The organism is Rickettsiales bacterium Ac37b (assembly GCA_000746585.2).
Taxonomy (GTDB): domain Bacteria; phylum Pseudomonadota; class Alphaproteobacteria; order Rickettsiales; family Arcanibacteraceae; genus Ac37b.
Map to the genome: position 1 here is coordinate 621,292 of CP009217.2, position 22,312 is coordinate 643,603.

A 22,312-nucleotide genomic window follows, 5' to 3' on the forward strand; every position below is an offset into this window, starting at 1 on the left:
ATTATACAGCCTCTGTTGCCATTTTACGAGCCTTCTCTACTGCTTCTTCCATAGATCCAACCATATAGAATGCAGCTTCAGGTAAATGGTCATACTTACCTTCTACCAAATCCGTAAAACCACTAATTGTTTCTTCTAAGGGCACAAACTTACCTGGTGCACCTGTAAATACTTCTGCTACGTGGAAAGGCTGAGATAAAAACCTCTCAATCTTTCTAGCACGAGCCACAACAAGTTTATCTTCTTCCGATAATTCATCCATACCTAATATGGCAATTATGTCTTGTAATGATTTATAGGTTTGCAATACTTTTTGTACCTCTCTGGCTATCTTATAATGCTTTTCTCCAACCACACGAGGATCTAATAATTGAGACGTACTATCCAAAGGATCAACAGCAGGATATATACCTAGTTCTGCTATACGCCTACTCAATACGGTAGTTGCATCAAGATGGGTAAAACTTGTTGCAGGCGCAGGATCAGTTAAGTCATCGGCAGGTACATAAATAGCTTGTACAGAAGTAATAGAACCTTTTTTAGTTGATGTAATACGTTCTTGCATTGCACCCATATCTGTAGCTAACGTAGGTTGATATCCAACAGCAGAAGGTATCCGCCCAAGTAAAGCCGAAACCTCAGAACCAGCCTGGGTAAAACGGAATACATTGTCAACAAAGAACAATACATCTTGCCCAGCTTGATCACGAAAATATTCAGCTAACGTTAAACCCGTCAAGGCAATACGCGCTCTAGCTCCAGGAGGCTCATTCATTTGTCCATAAACTAATGCTACCTTAGATTCAGAAGGATTTTCAAGATTAATTACCCCTGATTCGATCATTTCTTTGTATAAGTCATTTCCTTCACGAGTACGCTCCCCAACCCCAGCAAAAACAGAATAACCACCATGCGCTTTAACAATATTATTAATTAATTCCATAATTAACACTGTCTTACCTACACCAGCACCACCAAATAAGCCTACTTTACCACCTTTAGCATAAGGTGCAAGCAAATCTATAACCTTAATTCCCGTAACTAATATTTCTTTGCGCGTAGATTGTTCTGTAAAATCTGGAGCTTTAGCATGAATAGGGGCAAAATCCTTAGCTTTAATCTCTCCACGATTATCTATAGGAGCTCCAATTACATTCATAATTCTACCTAAAGTCTCAGGCCCAACAGGCACAGAAACTGGATGACCTGTATCTACAACCTCTATACCTCTAACCAACCCATCAGTAGAGTCTAGTGCTATGGCCCGAACCGTATTTTCACCGAGATGCTGCGCAACTTCTAATACTAATTTTCTATCTTCATATAAACATTCTAGCGCATTAAGAATAGCAGGCAATTCTCCATGCTCAAATTGTATATCTACTATAGCTGAAATAATTTGAGTAATTTTCCCTTTATTTTTCACCATTCTTTTTTACCTTAACTACCAATATTAAAATTCTACACTTTATGTACTTTAAAAGTAACGAATAATATGCCTTATTCTTGAAAAACCCTAAATATATAATGAAATATATACAAGTGGCTGGGGCGAAAGGATTCGAACCTCTGATACCGGTACCAAAAACCGGTGCCTTACCACTTGGCCACGCCCCAATAATTCGTATTTACAAGAAAGCACTCTAAAATAATTAGGCGCTAGAACTGTATAAATACACTATAGATAAATATTATTCAACTTTTATATTTAGCTAAACTGAATTTTTTATCCAGTTTATATAATCAATATCACCACCCGTTATATCAAAGGTTACTATACATGGACATTCATATTTATGCAATTGCTTAATTTTTGATATAGTTTCTTCTAGCTTTACCTTTGTTGTTTTACTAACAAGCACCGTTTCTACGCTTTCTTCAACTTGATCATTCCATCTATATATAGATATTGCTTTATCTATAACATTAGCACATGCTACTAATTTTTCTTCTACCAATGTTTTCGCTATAGTAATAGCCTCATCTCTATTTTGAAATGTAGTATATATAATTGTACAAGACATAATAGTTTGCCATTGAATAGAGATTGCTTTATAATCGTATATTGTTATAGTATCATTATATTTAGTATAGGATGTATTTTCAATTTGATTTATTATTAATAATGAGATTTTTTTTTCTAATAATTATATTATTACTTTATTCTCAAGAAAGTAAAGCTTTAGAACAATTAAAAATAGAAGCTAATAGCTCACCAAAACACTCTCGTATTATATTTTTTTGTAAACAACCAGTAGGATTCAGTGCTACTTTAAAAGGTTCATCTGTCCATATAAAATTTAATAGGAACTTTGTACCTAACTTTTCTTCTCTCCTCAATAACACAAAAGATTTTATTATAGGTGCCACTGCGAACAAAGAAGGTAATACTATTATTCTAGCTCTCAATAATAGCAATTATACTATACGTAAATTTTTTGGCGATAAATCTGTTGGTATTGAATTAATAAAGCAAGATAATAAAACCTCTACAGCAACAGCCAAAACACAAACAAAACCTACTCCCTTAACTAAATCTAAAGAAAAGCCTCAAGAAAAACCTAAAAATAAACTATCTACTACACGTACAAATATTAATACCAAAACACAATTATTATCAGATAAATCGGATACCAAAAATTCTGTTGATACTACTTTAGAAACCACAAAAACTTTGGCTAAAACCACAGATACATTACTTATTCAAAATCCTAATATTTCTGATAAAAAGTCAGATTCCCCGAATATTGCTAATAATAATATCTCTTCTAATGGAAAACTTACTTTTCCATGGGACTATGAGGTAGCGTCTGCAGCTTTTTATCAATCTGGATATTTATGGATATTATTTAACCAGAAAATTAACATTAACTTAGAAGCAATTAAAGCAAATTCTAATTTTTTTATTCAAGATATACAAGAATTAGATATTCCCGATAATACCATACTGTATATTAAAACTAATGCAGATCCTAATAAAATTGCTTTTTATAAAGAGAAATACAATTGGATTTTAGAATTTAATCAGCAACCCTTAATTGCATCAGCCAACGCTCAACTTATATTACAAAACTTTAATCCAGAAATGAAAAATATCTTTTTTCCCGCTGTAAATGGAGCTAAACCTATTAAGTTTACTCAGCCTATAACAGGTAATACAATTCTTGTAATTCCTTTTTACAGCATGGATAGTAAAGTACCTCAAACACGCCATTTTATAGACTTTACTTTACTCGCTACAATACAAGGCTTTGCTATAGATTTAATTTCAGATCATGTACAATTAATAAATAATGCTAAAGGTATAGAAATTTTATCTGTTAATACTAAAATGCCACAAGCACAGGAATTTGCCGGCATACATTCTACCAATAACCATACAGATAGTTTATTACCTTTTACTGAATGGGTTAACCTTGTACCAGGCACCTTTATACCCACACGACAAACTTTGCAAGAAAATATCATAAAAGCAAAAGGCTTAGAAAAACCTAAAGCAATTTTTAAACTGGCCCAAATGTTTTTAGGAAGAAAATTTTTCAAGGAAGCCGCAGGTGTAACTGAATATATTGATAATTTATATCCAGATTTTACACAAAATTTAAATTTCAAATTATTACAAGCAGTAGCGTTTTATTTAAATCAGAAAGAAATAGAAGCTAAAATTCTCCTAGACAACATACCTTTAGAAGAAATACCTACAGAATATCAAGATGAAATACAATTCTGGCAAAATACTATAATGCTATCTCTTGGCATACCCAATCCTTTATATGATTTTCTACACTATAAAGATAGTTTTTTAAAAACCTACCCTATTACACTAATATGTAAGCTAGCTTTCCTTGATATTAGAGCAAGCTTTATTGCCAATAGGTTAGATCATATTAAACAAATTTTAGATTATTTTTCTAATTTAAAATTGAATACTAACCCCGAAACACAAAAATGTTATAATAGTATGCAATTTTATTCAGGACTATATGCACATAAGTCAGGAAATGATAAAAAAGCTCTTAAAATTTGGTCTAGTTTAACAAATAATTTAGGTGATAGACTAAATAGAGCAAAAGCCACCTTTTCTACTACTAAATTACTTTATGAATCAGATAAACTGACCTTGGATGAAGCAATTTCCAGGTTAGATAAATTAAGAAATGTATGGCGTGGTAATAAGCTAGATAATAGACTATTACGTTACTTAGCAGAATTATATGAAAAAAATCATAATTATGCTCAAACATTAAGAGTATGGGATGAATTAGTTAAAGCTTTCCCTAGAAGTCCTGATATATTCTTTATTAAATCTCAAATGAGTAAATTATTTGTTTCCCTATTTCAAAAAAATGGACTTGCAAATAATATGCCTCCTTTCCAAGCAGTATCGTTATTTTTTGAATTTTATAACTTACTACCTATTGGTAAATTGGGAGATGATATTACACAAAATATTGCCTATATGTTAGTACAACTTGATTTACTTGAAAAGGCTGAAGCTTTGCTTAATCATGCAGTATCTTATAGGCTTACCGGAGAAGATAGAGCAAGAGTAGGAGCTAAACTTGCCTTAATTTATTTGCTTGATAAAAAACCTACAAAAGTCATAGAAATATTAAACAAAACTTATCATCCCAATATTTCTCCATTACTACAGACACAACGTAACTACCTTAAAGCACAAGCATTTATTGAAAATAAGAAATTAGAACAAGCCTTAGATTTATTAAATAATGATAATAGTGATGAAGCTTACCACCTTAAAACTCGTATATTATGGTTACAAAGAAATTGTGAAAAATTAGAGCATTTAACAATTGCAAAGCTAGATAAATCCATCCCTAATTTTTCTAGTAGAGATGAAGAAAATTTATTGCACCTACTTTTATGTTATACCACCACACAAAAACAAAGTAATGCAGACACTGTATATTATACTTTCAAAAACTATATTTCTCCTTCAAGTAAATTATATAGCACTTTTGAATTTATTATGGGAGAAAATAACCCTATAGATATTTCTAACTTAGTACAAAGCCTAGATATCAATTCTATTGAATCTTTCTTAGAAAAATTTAAATCTTCTTTATTAGCACCATAAACACTATAGCAAATTAACTGGTTATTTGGGCTAGAAGAGATGAGTTGAATTAGTACAAAGACAAGGGAACGACAACGTCCCAAATAGCAAGTTAACAAGCTATATGTCCCTATTGAAAATCAAAATATAGTGAATTTTTCTTACAAGTATTTTATACATTTAAAAATTAAATAATATTTAATATATTTACGCTAAAATATTCATAGTGATCGTGAAAACAGTTGATTATTTATGCAAGACAAATAAGAGTAAAGCCTACCAATAAATAGGTAAGCGAAGAGTAAACGACGTATGTAAGTTCAACTGTTTTCAACATATATTGGATAATGGATGTTCATATGACACATTATAAGCTATCCCAAATATTGTTAACATACTCCTCTTTATTAGAAAATATAGTCAAGCAAAATAATATAACTGATTTAATATCTTTTATATCTACAATGCAAATCAATACTGCTCTTGCTTTTCCTAGAGGTCTTACTATTGCTATATATGATAATGAAAAACAAAAATATAATTCTGATTTTAATCATATTTGTTTTACGTATATTATAAAATTTGTAATACAGTACAAATCTTATGAACTCTTAAATCGATTAATCATATTACAACCTAACATGTTTATAGATTACCTACAGGATACAGAAGTCACTCTATTAAAAAGAATTTTATATATAACATTTAAACAAAATTCTTTATATACAGCATTAAAAGATACCTTTAACAAAACCTTAACTCCTATCCGCTCTTTATCTTATTTTAATATCTACCCACCCTACAAGCCAACTATCATGAATACACAACAGATATTAACTCATCATATTTATAAATCTAAAAATAGTTTTATGAAAAAAATTAATTCTTCCAACAAAATACAGTTAAGATCTTCCATATAAATATTCACTTGCCATTCAAAATTCTTTTATTAATACTCTCATTAATAAAATTAATTGTGTTTTTAGCCTATTCACTTGGGGAGTATAGTCAAAAATATTGTATTTTATATGCTTTATACGTTTTATAAAAGATTGACTCAAAGTAGCCATCAAAAATACTGCATATAATTCACGAGATACTAAGTTTTGAACACTATATACTTGCTTTAAATGGATACTAGCTATCTCTACTAATTCAGCAATTAAAGTTTTAACATTTTCTTTATATATTGGCTCTAATATCATATATTGCGCAATACCATGTTTATTCATCACTTCCTCGGGAATAAGAATATTTTTAGCCAACATATGGGGTTTTATAGATTTAATAATATCTATAATCGACCAAACTATTGCTAAATCTTTAATGATATTTTTAATCTTATGGTTTGTATTTCCTAAAATATCTAAAGATATTTTAAATATAGGTAAACTACTAAATTCAATATATTGATAAAGATTATCCATAGTACGCAGACTATTTATTCCTAAACTATATTCTTCTGCGTTAATTCTATTAATCAAAATTTCCTTATCTAAAGAAAGCTGATTAATTACTTCTGCCAGTGGCTTCACTATAGGATGCTCTCTGATTTTATTTAAATAGATATCTTCAATAGTTTCACGCCACCACTCCAATCTAATCATAGCTAACATTTCATCATTGACTCTATGTTTAATAAAATTTAATTCTATATTAAAAGCATATATGATAAACAGTTGCTCACGCATTTGAGAAGAAGGAGTAAAAAGACTGCATAAATAACGATCGTTATCAAAATTTTTTACTTGCACAGCTGGATAGGAAAGACTTATATTAACCATGAATACACCTCTAATAAGGAGAATAATTATGACTACATTGAAATATAGCAATAAATATGCAAATCAAACAACATATCCCTTTGTTTTACCAAATTTACCTTATAATAACAATGCCCTTGAACCTTATATAACTTTTAATACTTTAAATTTCCATCATGGTAAGCATCATAATACGTATGTTACCAATCTTAATAATCTTATTAAAGACTCTGAACTAAGTAGTAAATCATTAGAAGAAATCATATTATCTACAGCTAAAGATACAAGTAAATCTGGAATTTTTAATAACGCTGCCCAAGTCTGGAACCATACTTTCTACTGGCATTCTATGAAAGCTAGTGGGGGAGGCATGCCTTCACCAACTTTGCTTGATAAAATTAACGAAGACTTTGGTAGCTTTGATAAATTCAAAGAAGAATTTAAAAACGCTGGAACTACTCAATTTGGCAGTGGTTGGTCATGGCTAGTATTAGAAGGTAATCAATTAAAAATTACTAAAACCGGTAACGCAGACCTTCCTTTAATCCATAACCAAGTAGCTTTGCTTACATGCGATGTATGGGAACATGCATATTACCTAGATTATCAAAATCGTAGACCGGATTACATTACTACTTTCTTAGAGAAATTAGTCAACTGGGAATTTGTTGAAGAAAATTTTTTAAATTCTCAAAAATAAATACTGATTAATCTAAAGCAATATTTTGTATTAAATGTTGCTTTAGATAAATTTAATTGAAGAAATAATCGATTATAAACTCTCTATATACTTTTTAATTATCCTTTTTTATTACTAGTTTAATATTATATTAACTTATATAAATTACGATGTATAGATTGGAGAGTAAAACGACATTTGAGCAATTAAATTATTTATATGTAGGTAGTGCCTTATTCATAATAGCACTTGATACTCTTTCCTTAATTTGTTTTATTTTACATTTAATAAACTTAAAGAATACATCATATGATAATAAATATTTAAAAATATCTAAAACTCTCTACTTAGAATGGGTATACCTGTATGTTATTATTGTACGTAATAATGTTTTTATAGGGCAGCCTATATTTGATAGAGAATGTAGCATGGCAAGGCAAAAAGGTCAAGGTTGCGGGCAATTTGCCCAGTGGGAATTAGCAGGTATATTCTTATTTAGTGTTACATTGTACAAAATAATAATAGCTATAATAACTATAATAATAAAAATATGTAAAAGGATTAATAAAAATTAGATGATAAATTATTAATAATTATGCTAGTAGTAAGTTTTACCTTAACTTATTAACGTTTAATTATTTTAAGAACTTAAAATCCAGCTTTTACTCTAATTTCCTGAAAATTCCATTCTTTTAGTATATGACCATTTTGAAAAATTGGCATTAAAAGATTTTCTTTATTACCAAGTTCATCCAAACGAATAGTTTGATACCTACCATTTTCACGAATTAAAGCTAATCTTCCCTTCTTTGATCTCTTACTATAATCAGTTTTGGGCTCTTTATAAACATCTTTCCATCTACCATCCTGGAATATGGCAGAAGCTTTCATCACCATTTCTATCATATCACGACTTACTTTCTGCAGCAGGTTTCCTCCCATACCAAAAGTAATATTATCTGCACTTAATCCATTCAATTGCATATTCTCTAAAATTAACTTTATAGTTTGCAATGAAATACCATCTCCTTGTATAACACGTAAATAATTAGGTAATATTTTATAACCCTTAGTATTTGTAAAATATTCAAATTTATCCATAAGTTTTGTAATCACTTGTGTAACTACCTTGACTGGATCTCCACTATCTGGTCTTATTACTAGCGTTCCTCCATTATTTTTTATTTCTTCTTTAAGATTTTCACCCCATATACAATCTATAGCATGCCAAATGTCATAAGAATCACTAACCACCGCTACGATTCTACCTGCTCCTCCAAATTTATCTAACATATTTTTATATGCTAACGTTTCATTTTCTTTACCCCAAGAAGTAATAGTAGAATGTTCTGCAACTGGAATAGAGTAGCCTGCCATTTGCTCGTCATAATATTTTTTAGCATATAACAATGAAGTAACTGTATCAGTTCCATAAAAATTCACTAAATGTGCTACTCCCCCAAGACCAGCAGATTCCATGGAACTTACTCCACGTGCCCCAAAATCATGTAATTTAAATCTTAAGCTTTCCTGATTATCACTAGTATTCTTTAAAAATTCCTTAATTATCTGTTTTGCATGCCAAGAAACAGTTGCAACTAACGATGGATACCATACTGCTCGTAATAAAGAAGTTTCAATAAAGCTAGTAAGCCAGTAACATGCTGGATCTGTATTTTCCACTTGTACCAATACATTACCCATAGGCACAATAGCACCTTCAGCTAAGGCTTCTATTTTTATCGGTAAATAGCCATTATGTTTTTCCAGTATATAATGAAATCCTTCCTCATAAAAAGGTAACCCATGAGCTTGTACTATATCTTTAGCTTCTTTTATATCACTTAGAGTGAGTGGTTTAGACAAATATTCTTTTAAAAACATTTGCACTCCAAAAAATAAAATCTGATCAAAGGTCTTACCTCTAGCTTCTATGTAAGCAGAAACATAAGTTGTATTAGTAGGATATTGAATATAATGAGAAAATTTATAAGAATCTGTATTTAAAATTATATTCATATTTTGAGTCTAACAATTTTATTTATTTTCATTTAATAGATTTTGGATTATAAAATAATGATCTTCAGCCATATCCGTAGATGATATATTATCTAGTTTTCTCCAAATAGCTTCCTCCGCATCATCACTACCTTGAACTATGGGTAAAGCCATACTATCTTGTAATTTTATATAAAAAACATGCGTCATTGTTCTAACGCGAAGAGAACGATTAGGATCATCAAACACCTTACCAGTTATAAGCGAATTTTTGAGCACAGATAAACTTACTGATACTTTTGTTTCTTCAATTAATTCTCTAACACAAGCATCAAATAAATTCTCATTCTGCTCAACAAATCCTCCTGGTAATGCCCATAATCCCTTACCAGGAGATGAACTACGCTTTACTAATAATACTTTATTTGAGTGTACAACTAGTGCATCTACAGTTACCAAAATTGGAGCATAAGGAGCTAATCTCCAAGATTCCTTATACTCCTTAATAAAATTATACTCTTCTCTTAATAGAATAAAATCTTTAGACCTAACAAAAGACCGTAAATAATTATAGACACTTTCTGGTACTAATTGCTTTATATCATCGATATTTGAAGGGGATGAAAATAATTGCTCTCTAATTGAAGTAGCATTAATATTATGATAATTTTCAACATTTTCCGAACACCATTCAGAAAATAAATTTAAGTAATAAGAAGTTTGATCTTTAGAATGGCCAATAAGGCCTATCCTAGGTGTATTATCAAATTTATTATAATGCTTATATGTTAATCTTGTTACAGTGTTTTTTATATCATTTATCCATAAAGCATCATTATATAGATTATCAGCTAAAGGCGATATTAAAATTCTCTGATTGTCTAAATCAGAGAAAGAGCTCCTAATCATTATCTCACGTTCTTGAGCCAGCCATGGGTTTCTTATAGAACGAGGCTGCTTAGCAGAACCACATAGAATGATTACATTATTTGCAAGCTTAAGAGCACGAGATATTATTTCCCGATGACCATTGTGAAATGGCTGAAATCTACCAATAAACACCAAAAAATCATAATAGATTTTATGCATTTGAAAATCTTACCTATACTCTATTACTTTAAAAAGATACTAGATATCAAGACTAATATCGTTTTTCATTTAAAATTAGCCACTAGGAGTACAAGTGGTAAAGCATACGATAGTATATTATAGAATCTGAATTCCGCTGTACAACAACGTGGAAGTTTCAATGGAAATTGGTATAACTCTTATTAAATCATTAGTCAATGCATAATACCATTTCTAGAGTATTTTTATTATACTATAATAAAAAAATTATATAATATTACATTGATCTTTATTTTTTGAGTTTTGTCGCTTTGATATTACCATCTCTTCAAATGTAAGCCTACCTTCTTTCCAAATTTCTGGATTATGAGGATTCACACCTCCATGATAGCAATCTATTTTAATTGAATCTGGATGTTTACTCTCATTTACGTCTTTACCTATAATATCAATTATACCTCTACCATTATCTATTTTATCTAATTGATTAATAAGATTCTCAACATATTTCTTTGAAGACTCTGAAGTATCTCCTCCTATAATGTGTATTTTGATAAGGCTTTTATCAGATAATTTTTTAATATTTAACTCATTAAATAATTCTTCGATTTGAGCAGCGTTAATGTTTCGGGCCATAGCAACTTTTTTTAATTTAGATGAAAAACAAGTAAATGCTATATCTGCACCTAAATTCCTCGTAGTTAATATGTGCCCATCCTTTTGTTCTTTGACTTTATATTCATTCACTTTAACTTCTTCCTCAACCATATAACCTCCTAATTTTTATTATTCTCTCACCATAGTAGTTTGCTTTTTTTGAGGCACTTTATTATCTAATCCTTCCTGTTGATTTTGATAATGTTTATAATCTACATTTTTTACTATATTAGCATTTTTTAGAGCTCTATCCAATTTTGTTTTATCATCCACACTTAAATCGCTGACCAATTTAGATTCATTACTATGACTTGAAATATTATTTGTATCAGTATGCACACTACTTATGCCTATAATATCAATACTTATATGTTTTTTACCGGTAAATATAGATTTTATAAGATTTTTCCAATTTTTAGGATTCAGAATTTGCTGACCAATAGTTTTAAAACTCGTGTATTGGTTAATGTTTTTCTGAATATTGCTCTTTATATCGCTAATATTAATATTTCCTTCTTTAAATTCTCTTTCCATTATATTAGCTAGCTGCTTTTCAAACACTAAACGCTTATTATCATTATAATCCACACCTCGCAATTTATTTTCCATTAAATAATGTACTTCATTTTTGATATCCTTTACAATTACTTCCTTCAACCATGGATTTTGGCTAATCATTGCACTCACTGCCTTGTAGTGGGGTTCAGCAATTATATTAGCTTGCCACATATTTGAAGCTCCACGCATAGGATTTCTATTAAAATTTATATAAGACTTGACTATAGATTCTTGCTGTATTTCACTTAAATTGCGCGTGCCAATAGTTTTAGACTCGGTAAAATCAAAAGCAAAATTAAGTGGTGAGAGGCCTTCAGCATTTATGCCATTAGAAATCCCTATAGATGCCATACGTATCGGTGTAGTTGGATCATTTTTCCTGGAACAGCATGTGATAAATGACCTGTCTTAGGATCAAATACTATAGCAGAAGGAGAACCTTTATCACCTATATCAGCAGATTTAATATTAATATTATTATACTGTTTTAATTGTTGAGTTACTTTTTGAATATTGGTATCGGAAATAATTTTATTTTCACCTCCTCTATCACGTCCTCCTATTAAATAGGCATCAAGCTGCGTATCTTGAGAAAATTTTGCAATTACCTCTGAAATGGAATTTGGATCTGTATATCTATCAAAATGTGCCAATGCAGTTTTTTTTGAAATAGGATCACGTAAAATTATAACTACACACTGCTGAATATTATCCGTGCCTATTTTTTCTTCAGCCGAAAACCCAACTTCATGCTGCTCAACCCTATGTGCTTCATAGTCTATCTGTCCCTGTCTTAAACTATAAGCCTTAGAATAATGTTCTATAGCCTCTATATCGTTGCCACTTAGTTTTTCTGCTGCTCCCAAAGCTAAACAAGCTTGTAACTGCTCTTCATGGCCACTAGATTGTAACATATTTTTTTGTGTTTCTATAAAAGTAGGCAACACACCTAAGTGTTGATTAATAAATGCTATATAATGATAATTATTTTCTACTTCTTCATATAAACCATTTTGTAAATAAATATTAGTATTTTTATTGAAACATTCTGCAGCATTTACATAGTCCCCTTCTGCCAAATAAACTTGTCCAATATTAGTATTATAATTTGATATAAAAATATTATCTTCTTGTGAATAAACTCTATTTGCTTCAAAAGATTGACTAAATATCTCTTTTGCATCTTTATATTTACCTTTTCGAAATAATTCTATTCCTTGGAAATTTAACTCTTGCGCTTCAGGCGTAACAAAATAATTTATTACCCTATAAGCATTATATTCAGGAAAGCTTGAGGGTAGCGCTTGCAAACTTTCTAATAAATTATCATCTCTAACTGATTTCCCATTAATAAGCATGGCTCAACTCATTAAATATGATACAACATTATTATATATAACTATATTTATTATTATAATTCAAGAAAATTTGAATATATTTACTTAATTAAATGTTTCTAAAATCTTGATATGCTCTAGTAAGCGTACAAAATTCTTCCAACGATAATTCTTCAGGCCTTTTACTTGCACTAATATTACATTCCTGTAACAATTCGATAGGTTTATTAGTTAATTGCTTTAAACTATTACTTAAAACTTTGCGTCTTTGTCCAAATACTACCTTACAAATATAAGACAATAGTTTTGCATCAATTTCAGGTAACTGTCTTTTAGGAACTAAATTTATTATACCAGAAGTTACTTTGGGCTGAGGAAAAAACAAACTCGGTGGCACATCAAACTGGTATTCTACATCACAGTAAAACTGGCTCATTACTGAAAGTCTTCCATATAACTTACTTCCTGGAGAAGCTTGTATACGCATTGCTACTTCTTTTTGAAACATTAAAGTCATGCTAGAAAATAAAGTTTTCTGCTCAAGCCATTTAAATAATAACTCTGTTGCAATATTATACGGCAAATTTGCTACAATCTTGCTATTTTTAGGAACCAATTCTGTTTCAGTAATGTTTAAAGCATCAAAATTAAATATTTCTAATCTATGACCATATTTTTCTTGTAATGGTTTTAGTGCTTCTATACACCTAAAATCATATTCTACAGCAACAACTTTAAGAGCATTCGCTTCTAGTAAAGCACGTGTCAATCCTCCTGGGCCAGGGCCAATTTCTAACACCACATAATTTGATAATTCGCCAGCCGCTTTAACAATACGACTATTAAAATTTGGATCTAGAATAAAATTCTGCCCTAACTTTTTATTGGGATTTAAGTTATATAATTTAATTATTTCATTTGTAGTGGGTAAAATAACCACGATATTATCTCACTTTAAAGTATTTTTGTAATTAATTTTTATCTTCATGCCTTATCTTGTGGTATTAAGGCTAAGAATCACTGTTAAAGAACTCATCTTATATAAATATAAAACTATCAACAAGGGTATATAAGTGAATTCTTGCAGCTAATATTGATAATATTAGCAAAAAACGCAATATAGCATAAAATTAGATCAAAATATTGCTAAGAAAGGCTTTGTTAATAGCCCTATAGGTTTAAGCATTAAAACTAACGACCACTCATCTAACCATATATTTTTTACAATATAAATAAAATTTATAAAATAGTTACAGTTTATTTTACAGTATTACTACTTTTAGGTGATAAAGGTATTGAAAATTCTTTACTAATAACCTTACCTTCACAATTTGTTGCCACGCCATTTTTTATATCACATACGGTTTTTTTGCTGTGATCTAAATCATCTTTGCGTAATACTTGTATAGATTTATTTTTATAATCTCTAGCATTTTTATCAGCTTCAGGATTTACTACTATATCTTTAGAACATTGTTTGTTTTTTTTAAAAAATAAATCTAATATGCTGGGTTTTTTAGGCTTTTCCTTAACTACGGTATCTTGTAATAATAATGATCTTATATCTTCTTCTTGACGCACTTTTTCACCAGCTTGTTGTAATAAAATAGCTTCTCCGGTATTAGGTAGTATTTCGTTGTTTATTTTATAATCTTTTATTCCATCTGCAGGAGAAATAGTAATATTATCTTGAACAATATTATTATTTCTAGAATTTATATTATCTGGATCAGGTAATTCAAAATTCGGAGGAATAGATAAAGCTTTATAAGATAAAACAGTAAATTCATCTGGTCCCTTACGAGAAAAGTTAAACTTTTCCCTTAAACTAGTACCATCACATGCTGATAATACTATAAAACTTGTAATTGATACATATTTAATTATTTTTTTCATTTTTTATTCCACATAAATTATCAAATATTAGTATAGAAACTCCCAAACATATAGCCGCATCAGCAACGTTAAAACTATACCAGTGATAATTACTAACATGTATATCAATAAAATCTATCACTGCACCACAACGTAACCTATCTAGTATATTCCCTACAGCCCCGCCAATTACTAAACCTAGCGCTATTCTTATAGGTAATTTTTTTTCTTTTAGTAGCCATATAATTAACATAATTGTTATTATTATAGCAAGCATAGAAAATATTATTGCACCATTAACTACATTATTAAATAGGCCAAAAGTTATTCCTTCATTCCTCACTAATACAAAATTTAAAAAAGAACTAATAACTTTAATTTCATTAGAATGTACTAATGTATCTATAATATATTGTTTACTTACTTGATCAGCTATAATAGTTGCACAAATAACTAAAATACTGATTACTAAATTTTTACTTGCTTCCCTAATATTCATCTTCCATCATCCACTTTTTCTAATAACTTTACTTGAATACGCCTATTATGCAATTCATATTTACAATTTAATATACATATTTCTAAACATCCTGTAGCTTTATCTTCTCTGCTCATCTTAATATTTACTAACGCTTCATATAAATTATTATTTATTTCTACAGTTGCCTTATACATTCCCAATTTAGGACATAATATATTATATAAATACATCTCAGCAACAGGTAATTTGAACTTGTCACTTATATTACCTTTATTAAGAGCAAACCCTGTAATATAATATTCATATCCAAGCAAACATGAAGCTTCTTTTATTCTACCTTCTGCAAGCAATTTTCTAATTAAAGAAGAACTTACATTTTGATCACCTATCTTTACAGGATAGAATCGAGTAAATCCTATATTATAGCTTTCAGCATATTGCTGTAATAATTGACCATTACCCTCTCTATTATTACCAAATACAAAATCATAACCTATAATTATATGTTTAGGGTTAAAATATTTTATTAATATATTTTCTATAAACTCTTGTGCCGAAATTTTTGCAAAGTCTCTAGTAAAATGTTGTAAATACAATATATTTATACCAAGCTTTTTTAGAGCCAATATCTTATTACGTAAAGATACAATACGAAAATTCTTTTGATAAGATAGGACAGAAGCAGGATGAGGCTCAAAAGTAATCAATACACTCGACGTGTTATGTTCTTTTGCAAGGCTACATACTTCTCTAATTAGTTCTTGATGACCTATATGCACCCCATCAAAATTACCTATGGTTAGTATAGAATTTTCTATAATTTCATGTTCAGAAAAATGCCGAATTATACGCATAAGCAAAATGATGTTAAATTTAGTACATAAAACACTTTTTATTAATCTATACCAACTACAGTAAAAGCATGTGAATTGCGTACTCAGTCAGCTCTTCACTCCTACTAATTCTAGGCTTCGCTTATCGCTCCAAGTAATCAATATTCAACTTCTTTTACTCTATCTAAACAAATTTTTCATCTAAAATCTAACGATTGACTTTAAAAATAGGTAACGAGTTCACCTAGATAAACATTAACATTTTTATTAAATTCTACATCAATAGCTGCAATTAATTGTTGTGCTATATCGTAAAACAATTGATCTCTTTCATCTAAAGAAGCACCTTTTTGTAGGCTTTTTGTACAATTCGCTGAAATTGTCATAACATTATTAGGAAATAAACTTTCTGGTAAATAAAACTCTAATGCAACTTCTAACTCAGCTTTATAAACCTCCATAGGTTTAGTCAGTAAACTTTTTAAGCCGCTTTCCTGGTCTAACATTTCAGTCTTTATAATTTTGGCATCTTTGACTACAATCTTCAGAATTCTTATATCTTCACCTGATACTTTTATTCTAGCATGAACCCACTTTTCTACAGCTTTTTTAAGAGTTACATAACTTTTATCACCAATATTATCTTGTATTAAATTTTTGTTATGATTGAATATAATTTCTAATTCTTTAGCTTTAAACATAACAAAATTATTATCTTGAAACTTAATCTCCCTATGAGCCGGCAATTTATGCTCACAAGCAGTACAAAGTAATATTATTAAAATAAAAAATTTTCTCATACTAAAACTGCATTATTTCTTTTTCTTTATTTTCAATAATTTCGTCTATTTTCTTGGTATATTCATCAGTAATTTTCTGCACTACTTCACTTAAGTTATGATGCTCATCTTTAGCAATTTCATTATCTTTTTCAGCTTTTTTTAAAAGTTCCATACCATCACGCCTAACGTTCCGTATTGACACTTTAGCCTGCTCTCCATACTTATGAGCTAATTTGGCTAATTCCGCTCTTCGATCTTGACTGAGCATTGGAATAGGAACACGTACAGTCTGACCATCTATCGAAACTGTTACTCCTAAATTAGCTGTACTTATAGCCTTTTCTACAGATTTTACTAAAGCTTTATCCCATACCTGTGCTACAATTAACCTAGGCTCAGGAGTAGTAATAGTAGCAACCTGACTTAAATGCATTTTATCACCATAGGCTTCAACAATCACAGGATCCAGTAAATTTATAGAAGCACGGCCGGTTCTTAACCCTTTTAGTTCATGATCAAGTACTCCTAAAGCACCATCCATACGTTTCTTTAAATCTTCATTTAACTTTGTTTTATCCACAAGTTACTCCATTAATTATTGTAAAATCACCATGACCATCAACAACTTCACAAAATGCACCCTTGTTCTTGATAGAAAATACTATAATAGGTATGTTATTATCTTTAGCTAAGGCAATAGCAGAGGCATCCATTACCGCTAAATCCTGGGTTAGTACATCTTTATAATGTAACTGACTATAACGTATTACTTCAGTATTATATTTAGGATCTGCGGAATATACACCATCAACTTGTGTACCTTTAAATATTGCATCACATCCCATCTCAACAGCCCTTAAAGCAGCTGCAGTATCTGTAGTAAAAAACGGGTTACCAGTGCCAGCAGCAAAGATAACAACTCTGTTTTTTTCCATATGACGTACAGCCCGCCTTCTAATATAAGATTCACAAATAGTCGTCATTGGTATTGCAGATAACACACGCGTTGACACACCCTTTTGTTCAAGCACATTTTGCAAAGTTAAAGCATTCATAACAGTAGCTAACATACCAATATAATCAGCACTAGCACGTTCCATTCCTGCTGCTGCTGATATACCACGATATATATTACCACCCCCAACTACTAAACATATTTCTATACCTTTATCGTGTACTGTTTTAATATCTTGGCTTATTTCATCAATAACATTATGGTCATGACCAAACTTTTGGCCCCCCATTAATGCCTCACCTGAAATCTTGAGCAATACCCTTTTATAAGATAACACCATATATATATTTACTGCTTAGTCATATTAGCAACTTCTTCTGAGAAATTAGATTCTTCGCGCTCAATACCTTCACCTAATACAAATTTAACAAACGATGCTATTTTTACAGGCGCACCTATTTTTTCTGCAGTATTTTTAAGCAAATCACTAATTTTTGTTTTTCCATCTATAACAAATATTTGTTCTAACAACACCACTTCTTCATAATATTTACGTATTCTTCCTTCAATCATTTTTTCTATTATATTAGCAGGCTTACCAGAGTCTTTAGCTTGTTCTATAAAAATTTTCTTTTCTTGCTCAACATTTTTTGGATTTACTTCACTTATTGAAATCACTTCAGTCTTAGATGCTGCTATATGCATGGCTAGTTGTTCAGCTAAAGAAATTAACTCTTCATTGTTACTTGTTGATTCGATCGTCACTATTACACCAATAGAGCCCATGGTAGGAGTTATAGTATTGTGAATATAATGGCCTATCACCCCTTGGCCTACTTCTACAATAGCCACACGCCTTAAATTCATATTCTCACCAATAGTCAGTATATTATCAGCAATAACTTCTTGTATAGTTTGGTTATTACCTAAATATTTGGCATTTTTTAATTGGTCAACATCATTAATATTATTATCTAACGCGATATTAGTAATAGTACCCAATAATTCATGAAACTGTTCATTTCTTGCTACAAAATCGGTTTCTGAATTTAATTCAACTATACACCCTTTGTGATCTTTTGTAATAACACAAATCAACCCTTCTGCAACTACTCTACTTGATTTTTTAGCTGCCGCAGCCAAGCCTTTTGTTCTTAACCAATCCACTGCAGCCTTAAAGTCACCTGACACCTCTGCAAGTGCCTTTTTACAATCTGCTATTCCTGCTCCAGTCTCTTCACGTAATTTCTTTATTTGGTTTACATCAACACTCATACCTATTTCCTTCTAATATTTTCTTATCCTAAATCCAATAAATAACTTATTCTTCTATAGATTCTGTTTTTACATTATCTTTAGCTTTATCGAAGTTAGTCTTTTTCCTCGTTCTACCCTGCTTTACCGGTGCTTCCCCTTCACTACCATCACCTTTATTCATAGCTACCACTTCTGATGCACCCAAATCCGCACCACTAGCAGTTAAGGAAGCTTGTATACCTGCTAAAGCCGCATCTGATACTAATTTGCAATACATTCTTAATGCCCTAGTAGCATCATCATTACCAGGTACAGGATAAGTAATATTATCAGGATCAGAATTAGTATCAATAATAGCTATAATCGGTATGTTAAGCTTTACCGCTTCTTGTATAGCTAAATTTTCTTTAACCGTATCTATCACAAATAATAAATCTGGCTTACCTCCCATGGTTTTTATACCACCCAAAGAACACTCTAATTTATCACATTTTCTTACAAAATCTAACTGTTCTTTTTTAGTAAATTTAGCAAAAGCTTCAGATTTAGACTTATTTTCCATGTCAATAAGTGTTTTTATTGATTGCGAGACTGTGCCCCAATTTGTTAACATTCCTCCTAGCCAACGATGATTCACATAATACTGACCACATCTTCGTGCCGCTTCAGCAACTAATTCTGAAGCTTGCTTTTTTGTACCTACAAATAATATTCTACCATTATTTTTAACAACATCATACACTACCTGCAAAGCTTTATATAATAAAGGAGCTGTTTTTTGCAAATCTATAATATGAGTCTCATTTTGAACGCCATATATATATGGCACCATTTTAGGATTCCAGCGCATAGTTTTATGCCCATAATGCACTGCTGACTCAAGTAATTCTCTAATAGTAAACGTTGGTAATTCAGACATATTTTATCCTTTATATTAAGTTAATCCTCCGCAAGCATTAATTCACCATTCCAGATGAACACTTAAAGGTTTTTTTCTTGCGTGTGTATTTAGAAATCATTACAATTGATTATTATAGAATTCTTATATACGAAGAATAAGATGATGACAAGTTTTTTATATGCAAAACATTCAAAGATATATTAACTGCTTCTTTGAAAGACAGGTTTTGTTATATGGTTATATAAGTACTTTATAAAACAATTGACAGTAAGATATTTTAATAGCTTATTATGGAAATATAAAATACATCTCAAGAATGGTTAAAATATAATATGATAAAGAGCGTAATTTATTCCACTTTTATACCACAAACTACCCCATCTACACATGTTGTAGTATTAATGGGAGGAATATCCACAGAGCGAGATATTTCTTTAAGTTCTGCTACAGGTATTATTGAAAGTTTAAAAAAACTTCATTATAAAGTTACTCCTGTAGATATGGGGCGAGATATTGCACAAGTGCTTTTAGAATTAAAACCTGATGTAGTGTTTAATGCCCTTCACGGAGGATATGGGGAAAATGGCTGTATAGCAGGATTATTAGAAATTTTGAATATACCTTATACTCATTCAGGAATTCTAGCCTCAAGCATAGGCATGAATAAACTCCAATCTATTAATATTTTTGCACAACACGGTATTAAAGCAGCACCACATATAATTATTAATAAACACAGCAATTTAACTATAGAACCTATGAAACGTCCATATGTAATAAAGCCCATTAGTGAAGGTTCTAGTATAGGTATACATATAGTTTTAGAGCAAGATAACTTTAATATTAGGGATTATGATTTTCCCTATGGAGATGAAGTATTAGTTGAACAATATATACCAGGACAAGAAATACAGGTAGCTATAATTAACAATAAAGCCATAGGAGCACTAGAAATTATACCCAAAGGAAAATTCTATGACTATCAAGCAAAATATACTGATGGACTCACAGAACATATTATCCCAGCTTCTTTAAGCAGTGTTGCTACTCAAAAAGTATTATCACTCGCAGAAAAAGCTCATAATGCTTTAGGTTGTCGTGGTATAAGTAGAGTAGAATTTCGCTATAATAGCAAAGAAGGAGATGATGGATTTTATATTTTAGAAATTAATACTCACCCTGGAATGACTCCTTTATCCATAGTACCAGAAATAGCTTCTTATCATGGTATAACCTACTCTGATATAGTCAAATTCTTGGTAGAGGATGCACTAGATTATGCACAAACTAAGCAATAAAAACATCATTTCTCCCATTAAAAAATATAATCAATTTGGGAGGAGACATTCTTTTACTAAAGTCAGAACTATTAAATTTTTAAAACATCCAATAATAGTAAGTGTCTTTCTTATTATAATTATAGTAACCACTTACTTATTATTACATAATCTTATTGCTAATACAACAACACAAATCTTTTCTAAATTAGGACTAACTGTACAAAATATCTATTTATCTGGACAACAAAATACACCTATTAAAAATATTACATCTACTTTAAATTTTAAATTAGGTGATAATATTTTTGCTATTCCAATTAAGAGGATTAAATACAATCTAGAACAAATTGGCTGGATAGACGAAGCCATTATATTCAGACAATTGCCAGATTCGGTATATATAAGTATAATTGAAAAAAAGCCAGCAGCCTTGTGGCAATCGGATGGTATTTTATATTTAATTGATGACAATGGAGATATATTAACTGATAAACAAATTAAAGACTTTGCTAATTTTATTATTATTGTTGGTGATGATGCACCATTATATGTAAAACCATTACTGAATATGTTAAGAACTAATAAAGAGCTTTATGCTAAAATTTCTTCGGCAATTAGAATAGGAGAAAGACGTTGGAATATAAGATTTACTACTGGACTTGAGATAAAATTGCCAGAATTATTACCAGAACAAGCATGGGATTATGTCATTAATTTATACAAACAAAAAAATTTATTCGTGAATGGAGTTACTAACATTGATTTAAGAATACCAGATAAATTATATATCAAATAGAGTTTAATTTAAAAA

Annotated in this window: 23 protein-coding genes and 1 tRNA gene; 6 read left to right on the forward strand and 18 right to left on the reverse strand. The window is 30.2% G+C overall.

The features are described 5' to 3' along the window. Position 1 precedes the first annotated feature (1 nt). From atpD to cutA, 3 genes are all read right to left on the reverse strand, one after another. Positions 2–1,429: an ATP synthase subunit beta gene (gene atpD, locus NOVO_03065; GenBank protein AIL65003.1), complete on the reverse strand. Its 1,428-nt coding sequence runs from the start codon at positions 1,427–1,429 to the stop codon at positions 2–4. Positions 1,430–1,543: 114 nt separating this feature from the next. After that, positions 1,544–1,617 (reverse strand) — tRNA-Gln (locus tag NOVO_03070). Between the two features lie 95 nt (positions 1,618–1,712). Further along, positions 1,713–2,024 (reverse strand): Divalent-cation tolerance protein CutA, encoded by a 312-nt coding sequence (cutA, locus tag NOVO_03075; GenBank protein AIL65004.1) that lies wholly within the window; start codon positions 2,022–2,024, stop codon positions 1,713–1,715. A 71-nt stretch (positions 2,025–2,095) separates the two neighbouring features. On the opposite strand from cutA, the gene NOVO_03080 reads away from it, so the two are divergent. Both NOVO_03080 and NOVO_03085 read left to right on the forward strand, forming a co-directional pair. After that, on the forward strand, positions 2,096–5,098 hold the full coding sequence (locus NOVO_03080; protein ID AIL65005.1) for a hypothetical protein: 3,003 nt from the start codon (positions 2,096–2,098) through the stop codon (positions 5,096–5,098). Between the two features lie 338 nt (positions 5,099–5,436). Continuing rightward, a complete protein-coding gene (locus tag NOVO_03085; GenBank protein AIL65006.1) occupies positions 5,437–5,997 on the forward strand; it encodes a hypothetical protein in 561 nt (186 codons plus the stop codon). Between the two features lie 15 nt (positions 5,998–6,012). Here the strand turns inward: NOVO_03085 and NOVO_03090 are convergent, their stop codons facing one another. Then, positions 6,013–6,861: a squalene synthase HpnD gene (locus NOVO_03090; GenBank protein ID AIL65007.1), complete on the reverse strand. Its 849-nt coding sequence runs from the start codon at positions 6,859–6,861 to the stop codon at positions 6,013–6,015. Between the two features lie 28 nt (positions 6,862–6,889). Here NOVO_03090 and sodB point away from each other — a divergent pair, with 28 nt between their 5' ends. Together sodB and NOVO_03100 are read left to right on the forward strand one after the other, a co-directional pair. Continuing rightward, a complete protein-coding gene (gene sodB / locus NOVO_03095; GenBank protein AIL65008.1) occupies positions 6,890–7,540 on the forward strand; it encodes a Superoxide dismutase [Fe] in 651 nt (216 codons plus the stop codon). Positions 7,541–7,689: 149 nt separating this feature from the next. Next, positions 7,690–8,094 carry a hypothetical protein gene (locus NOVO_03100; protein AIL65009.1) on the forward strand — a complete coding sequence of 135 codons (405 nt, stop codon included), beginning with the start codon at positions 7,690–7,692 and terminating at the stop codon, positions 8,092–8,094. A 73-nt stretch (positions 8,095–8,167) separates the two neighbouring features. On the opposite strand, the gene NOVO_03105 is transcribed toward NOVO_03100, so the two are convergent. The 14 genes from NOVO_03105 to rpsB form a co-directional block, all read right to left on the reverse strand. Further along, positions 8,168–9,538, reverse strand: a complete 1,371-nt coding sequence (locus NOVO_03105) for a putative nicotinate phosphoribosyltransferase (protein ID AIL65010.1) — start codon at positions 9,536–9,538, stop codon at positions 8,168–8,170. Positions 9,539–9,556: 18 nt separating this feature from the next. Continuing rightward, on the reverse strand, positions 9,557–10,606 hold the full coding sequence (locus NOVO_03110; protein ID AIL65011.1) for a Bifunctional NMN adenylyltransferase/Nudix hydrolase: 1,050 nt from the start codon (positions 10,604–10,606) through the stop codon (positions 9,557–9,559). 246 nt (positions 10,607–10,852) lie between these two features. Continuing rightward, complete coding sequence (locus tag NOVO_03115; GenBank protein ID AIL65012.1) at positions 10,853–11,353, reverse strand: hypothetical protein; 501 nt, start codon at positions 11,351–11,353, stop codon at positions 10,853–10,855. An 18-nt stretch (positions 11,354–11,371) separates the two neighbouring features. Then, on the reverse strand, positions 11,372–12,151 hold the full coding sequence (locus NOVO_03120; GenBank protein ID AIL65013.1) for a hypothetical protein: 780 nt from the start codon (positions 12,149–12,151) through the stop codon (positions 11,372–11,374). Beyond that, a complete protein-coding gene (locus NOVO_03125) occupies positions 12,139–13,158 on the reverse strand; it encodes a putative Chemoreceptor glutamine deamidase CheD (GenBank protein ID AIL65014.1) in 1,020 nt (339 codons plus the stop codon). Before NOVO_03125 ends, NOVO_03120 begins: the two co-directional genes overlap by 13 nt. 88 nt (positions 13,159–13,246) lie before the next feature. Further along, positions 13,247–14,077, reverse strand: coding sequence for a Ribosomal RNA small subunit methyltransferase A (gene rsmA, locus NOVO_03130; GenBank protein AIL65015.1), 831 nt, complete (start codon positions 14,075–14,077; stop codon positions 13,247–13,249). Between the two features lie 317 nt (positions 14,078–14,394). Next, complete coding sequence (locus NOVO_03135; protein ID AIL65016.1) at positions 14,395–15,033, reverse strand: hypothetical protein; 639 nt, start codon at positions 15,031–15,033, stop codon at positions 14,395–14,397. Continuing rightward, positions 15,017–15,511, reverse strand: a complete 495-nt coding sequence (gene lspA / locus NOVO_03140; protein AIL65017.1) for a Lipoprotein signal peptidase — start codon at positions 15,509–15,511, stop codon at positions 15,017–15,019. The genes NOVO_03135 and lspA overlap by 17 nt, the downstream gene beginning before the upstream one ends. Then, the gene (gene ribF, locus NOVO_03145) at positions 15,508–16,347 is read right to left on the reverse strand and encodes a Riboflavin biosynthesis protein ribF (GenBank protein AIL65018.1); all 840 of its coding nucleotides are present in this window, start codon (positions 16,345–16,347) and stop codon (positions 15,508–15,510) included. Before ribF ends, lspA begins: the two co-directional genes overlap by 4 nt. 200 nt (positions 16,348–16,547) lie before the next feature. After that, positions 16,548–17,126, reverse strand: a complete 579-nt coding sequence (locus NOVO_03150; protein AIL65019.1) for a hypothetical protein — start codon at positions 17,124–17,126, stop codon at positions 16,548–16,550. A gap of 1 nt (position 17,127) precedes the next feature. Beyond that, positions 17,128–17,688, reverse strand: a complete 561-nt coding sequence (frr, locus tag NOVO_03155) for a Ribosome-recycling factor (GenBank protein ID AIL65020.1) — start codon at positions 17,686–17,688, stop codon at positions 17,128–17,130. Continuing rightward, a complete protein-coding gene (gene pyrH, locus NOVO_03160) occupies positions 17,681–18,403 on the reverse strand; it encodes a Uridylate kinase (protein ID AIL65021.1) in 723 nt (240 codons plus the stop codon). Before pyrH ends, frr begins: the two co-directional genes overlap by 8 nt. Positions 18,404–18,411: 8 nt before the next feature. After that, positions 18,412–19,338: an Elongation factor Ts gene (tsf, locus tag NOVO_03165; protein AIL65022.1), complete on the reverse strand. Its 927-nt coding sequence runs from the start codon at positions 19,336–19,338 to the stop codon at positions 18,412–18,414. 46 nt (positions 19,339–19,384) lie between these two features. After that, on the reverse strand, positions 19,385–20,239 hold the full coding sequence (gene rpsB, locus NOVO_03170) for a Ribosomal protein S2 (protein AIL65023.1): 855 nt from the start codon (positions 20,237–20,239) through the stop codon (positions 19,385–19,387). Positions 20,240–20,553: 314 nt separating this feature from the next. Between rpsB and ddlB the strand changes: the two genes are divergently transcribed. Further along, positions 20,554–21,519 carry a D-alanine--D-alanine ligase B gene (gene ddlB, locus NOVO_03175; protein AIL65024.1) on the forward strand — a complete coding sequence of 322 codons (966 nt, stop codon included), beginning with the start codon at positions 20,554–20,556 and terminating at the stop codon, positions 21,517–21,519. Beyond that, positions 21,500–22,297 carry a Cell division protein FtsQ gene (locus NOVO_03180; GenBank protein AIL65025.1) on the forward strand — a complete coding sequence of 266 codons (798 nt, stop codon included), beginning with the start codon at positions 21,500–21,502 and terminating at the stop codon, positions 22,295–22,297. Before ddlB ends, NOVO_03180 begins: the two co-directional genes overlap by 20 nt. Positions 22,298–22,312: the final 15 nt, after the last annotated feature.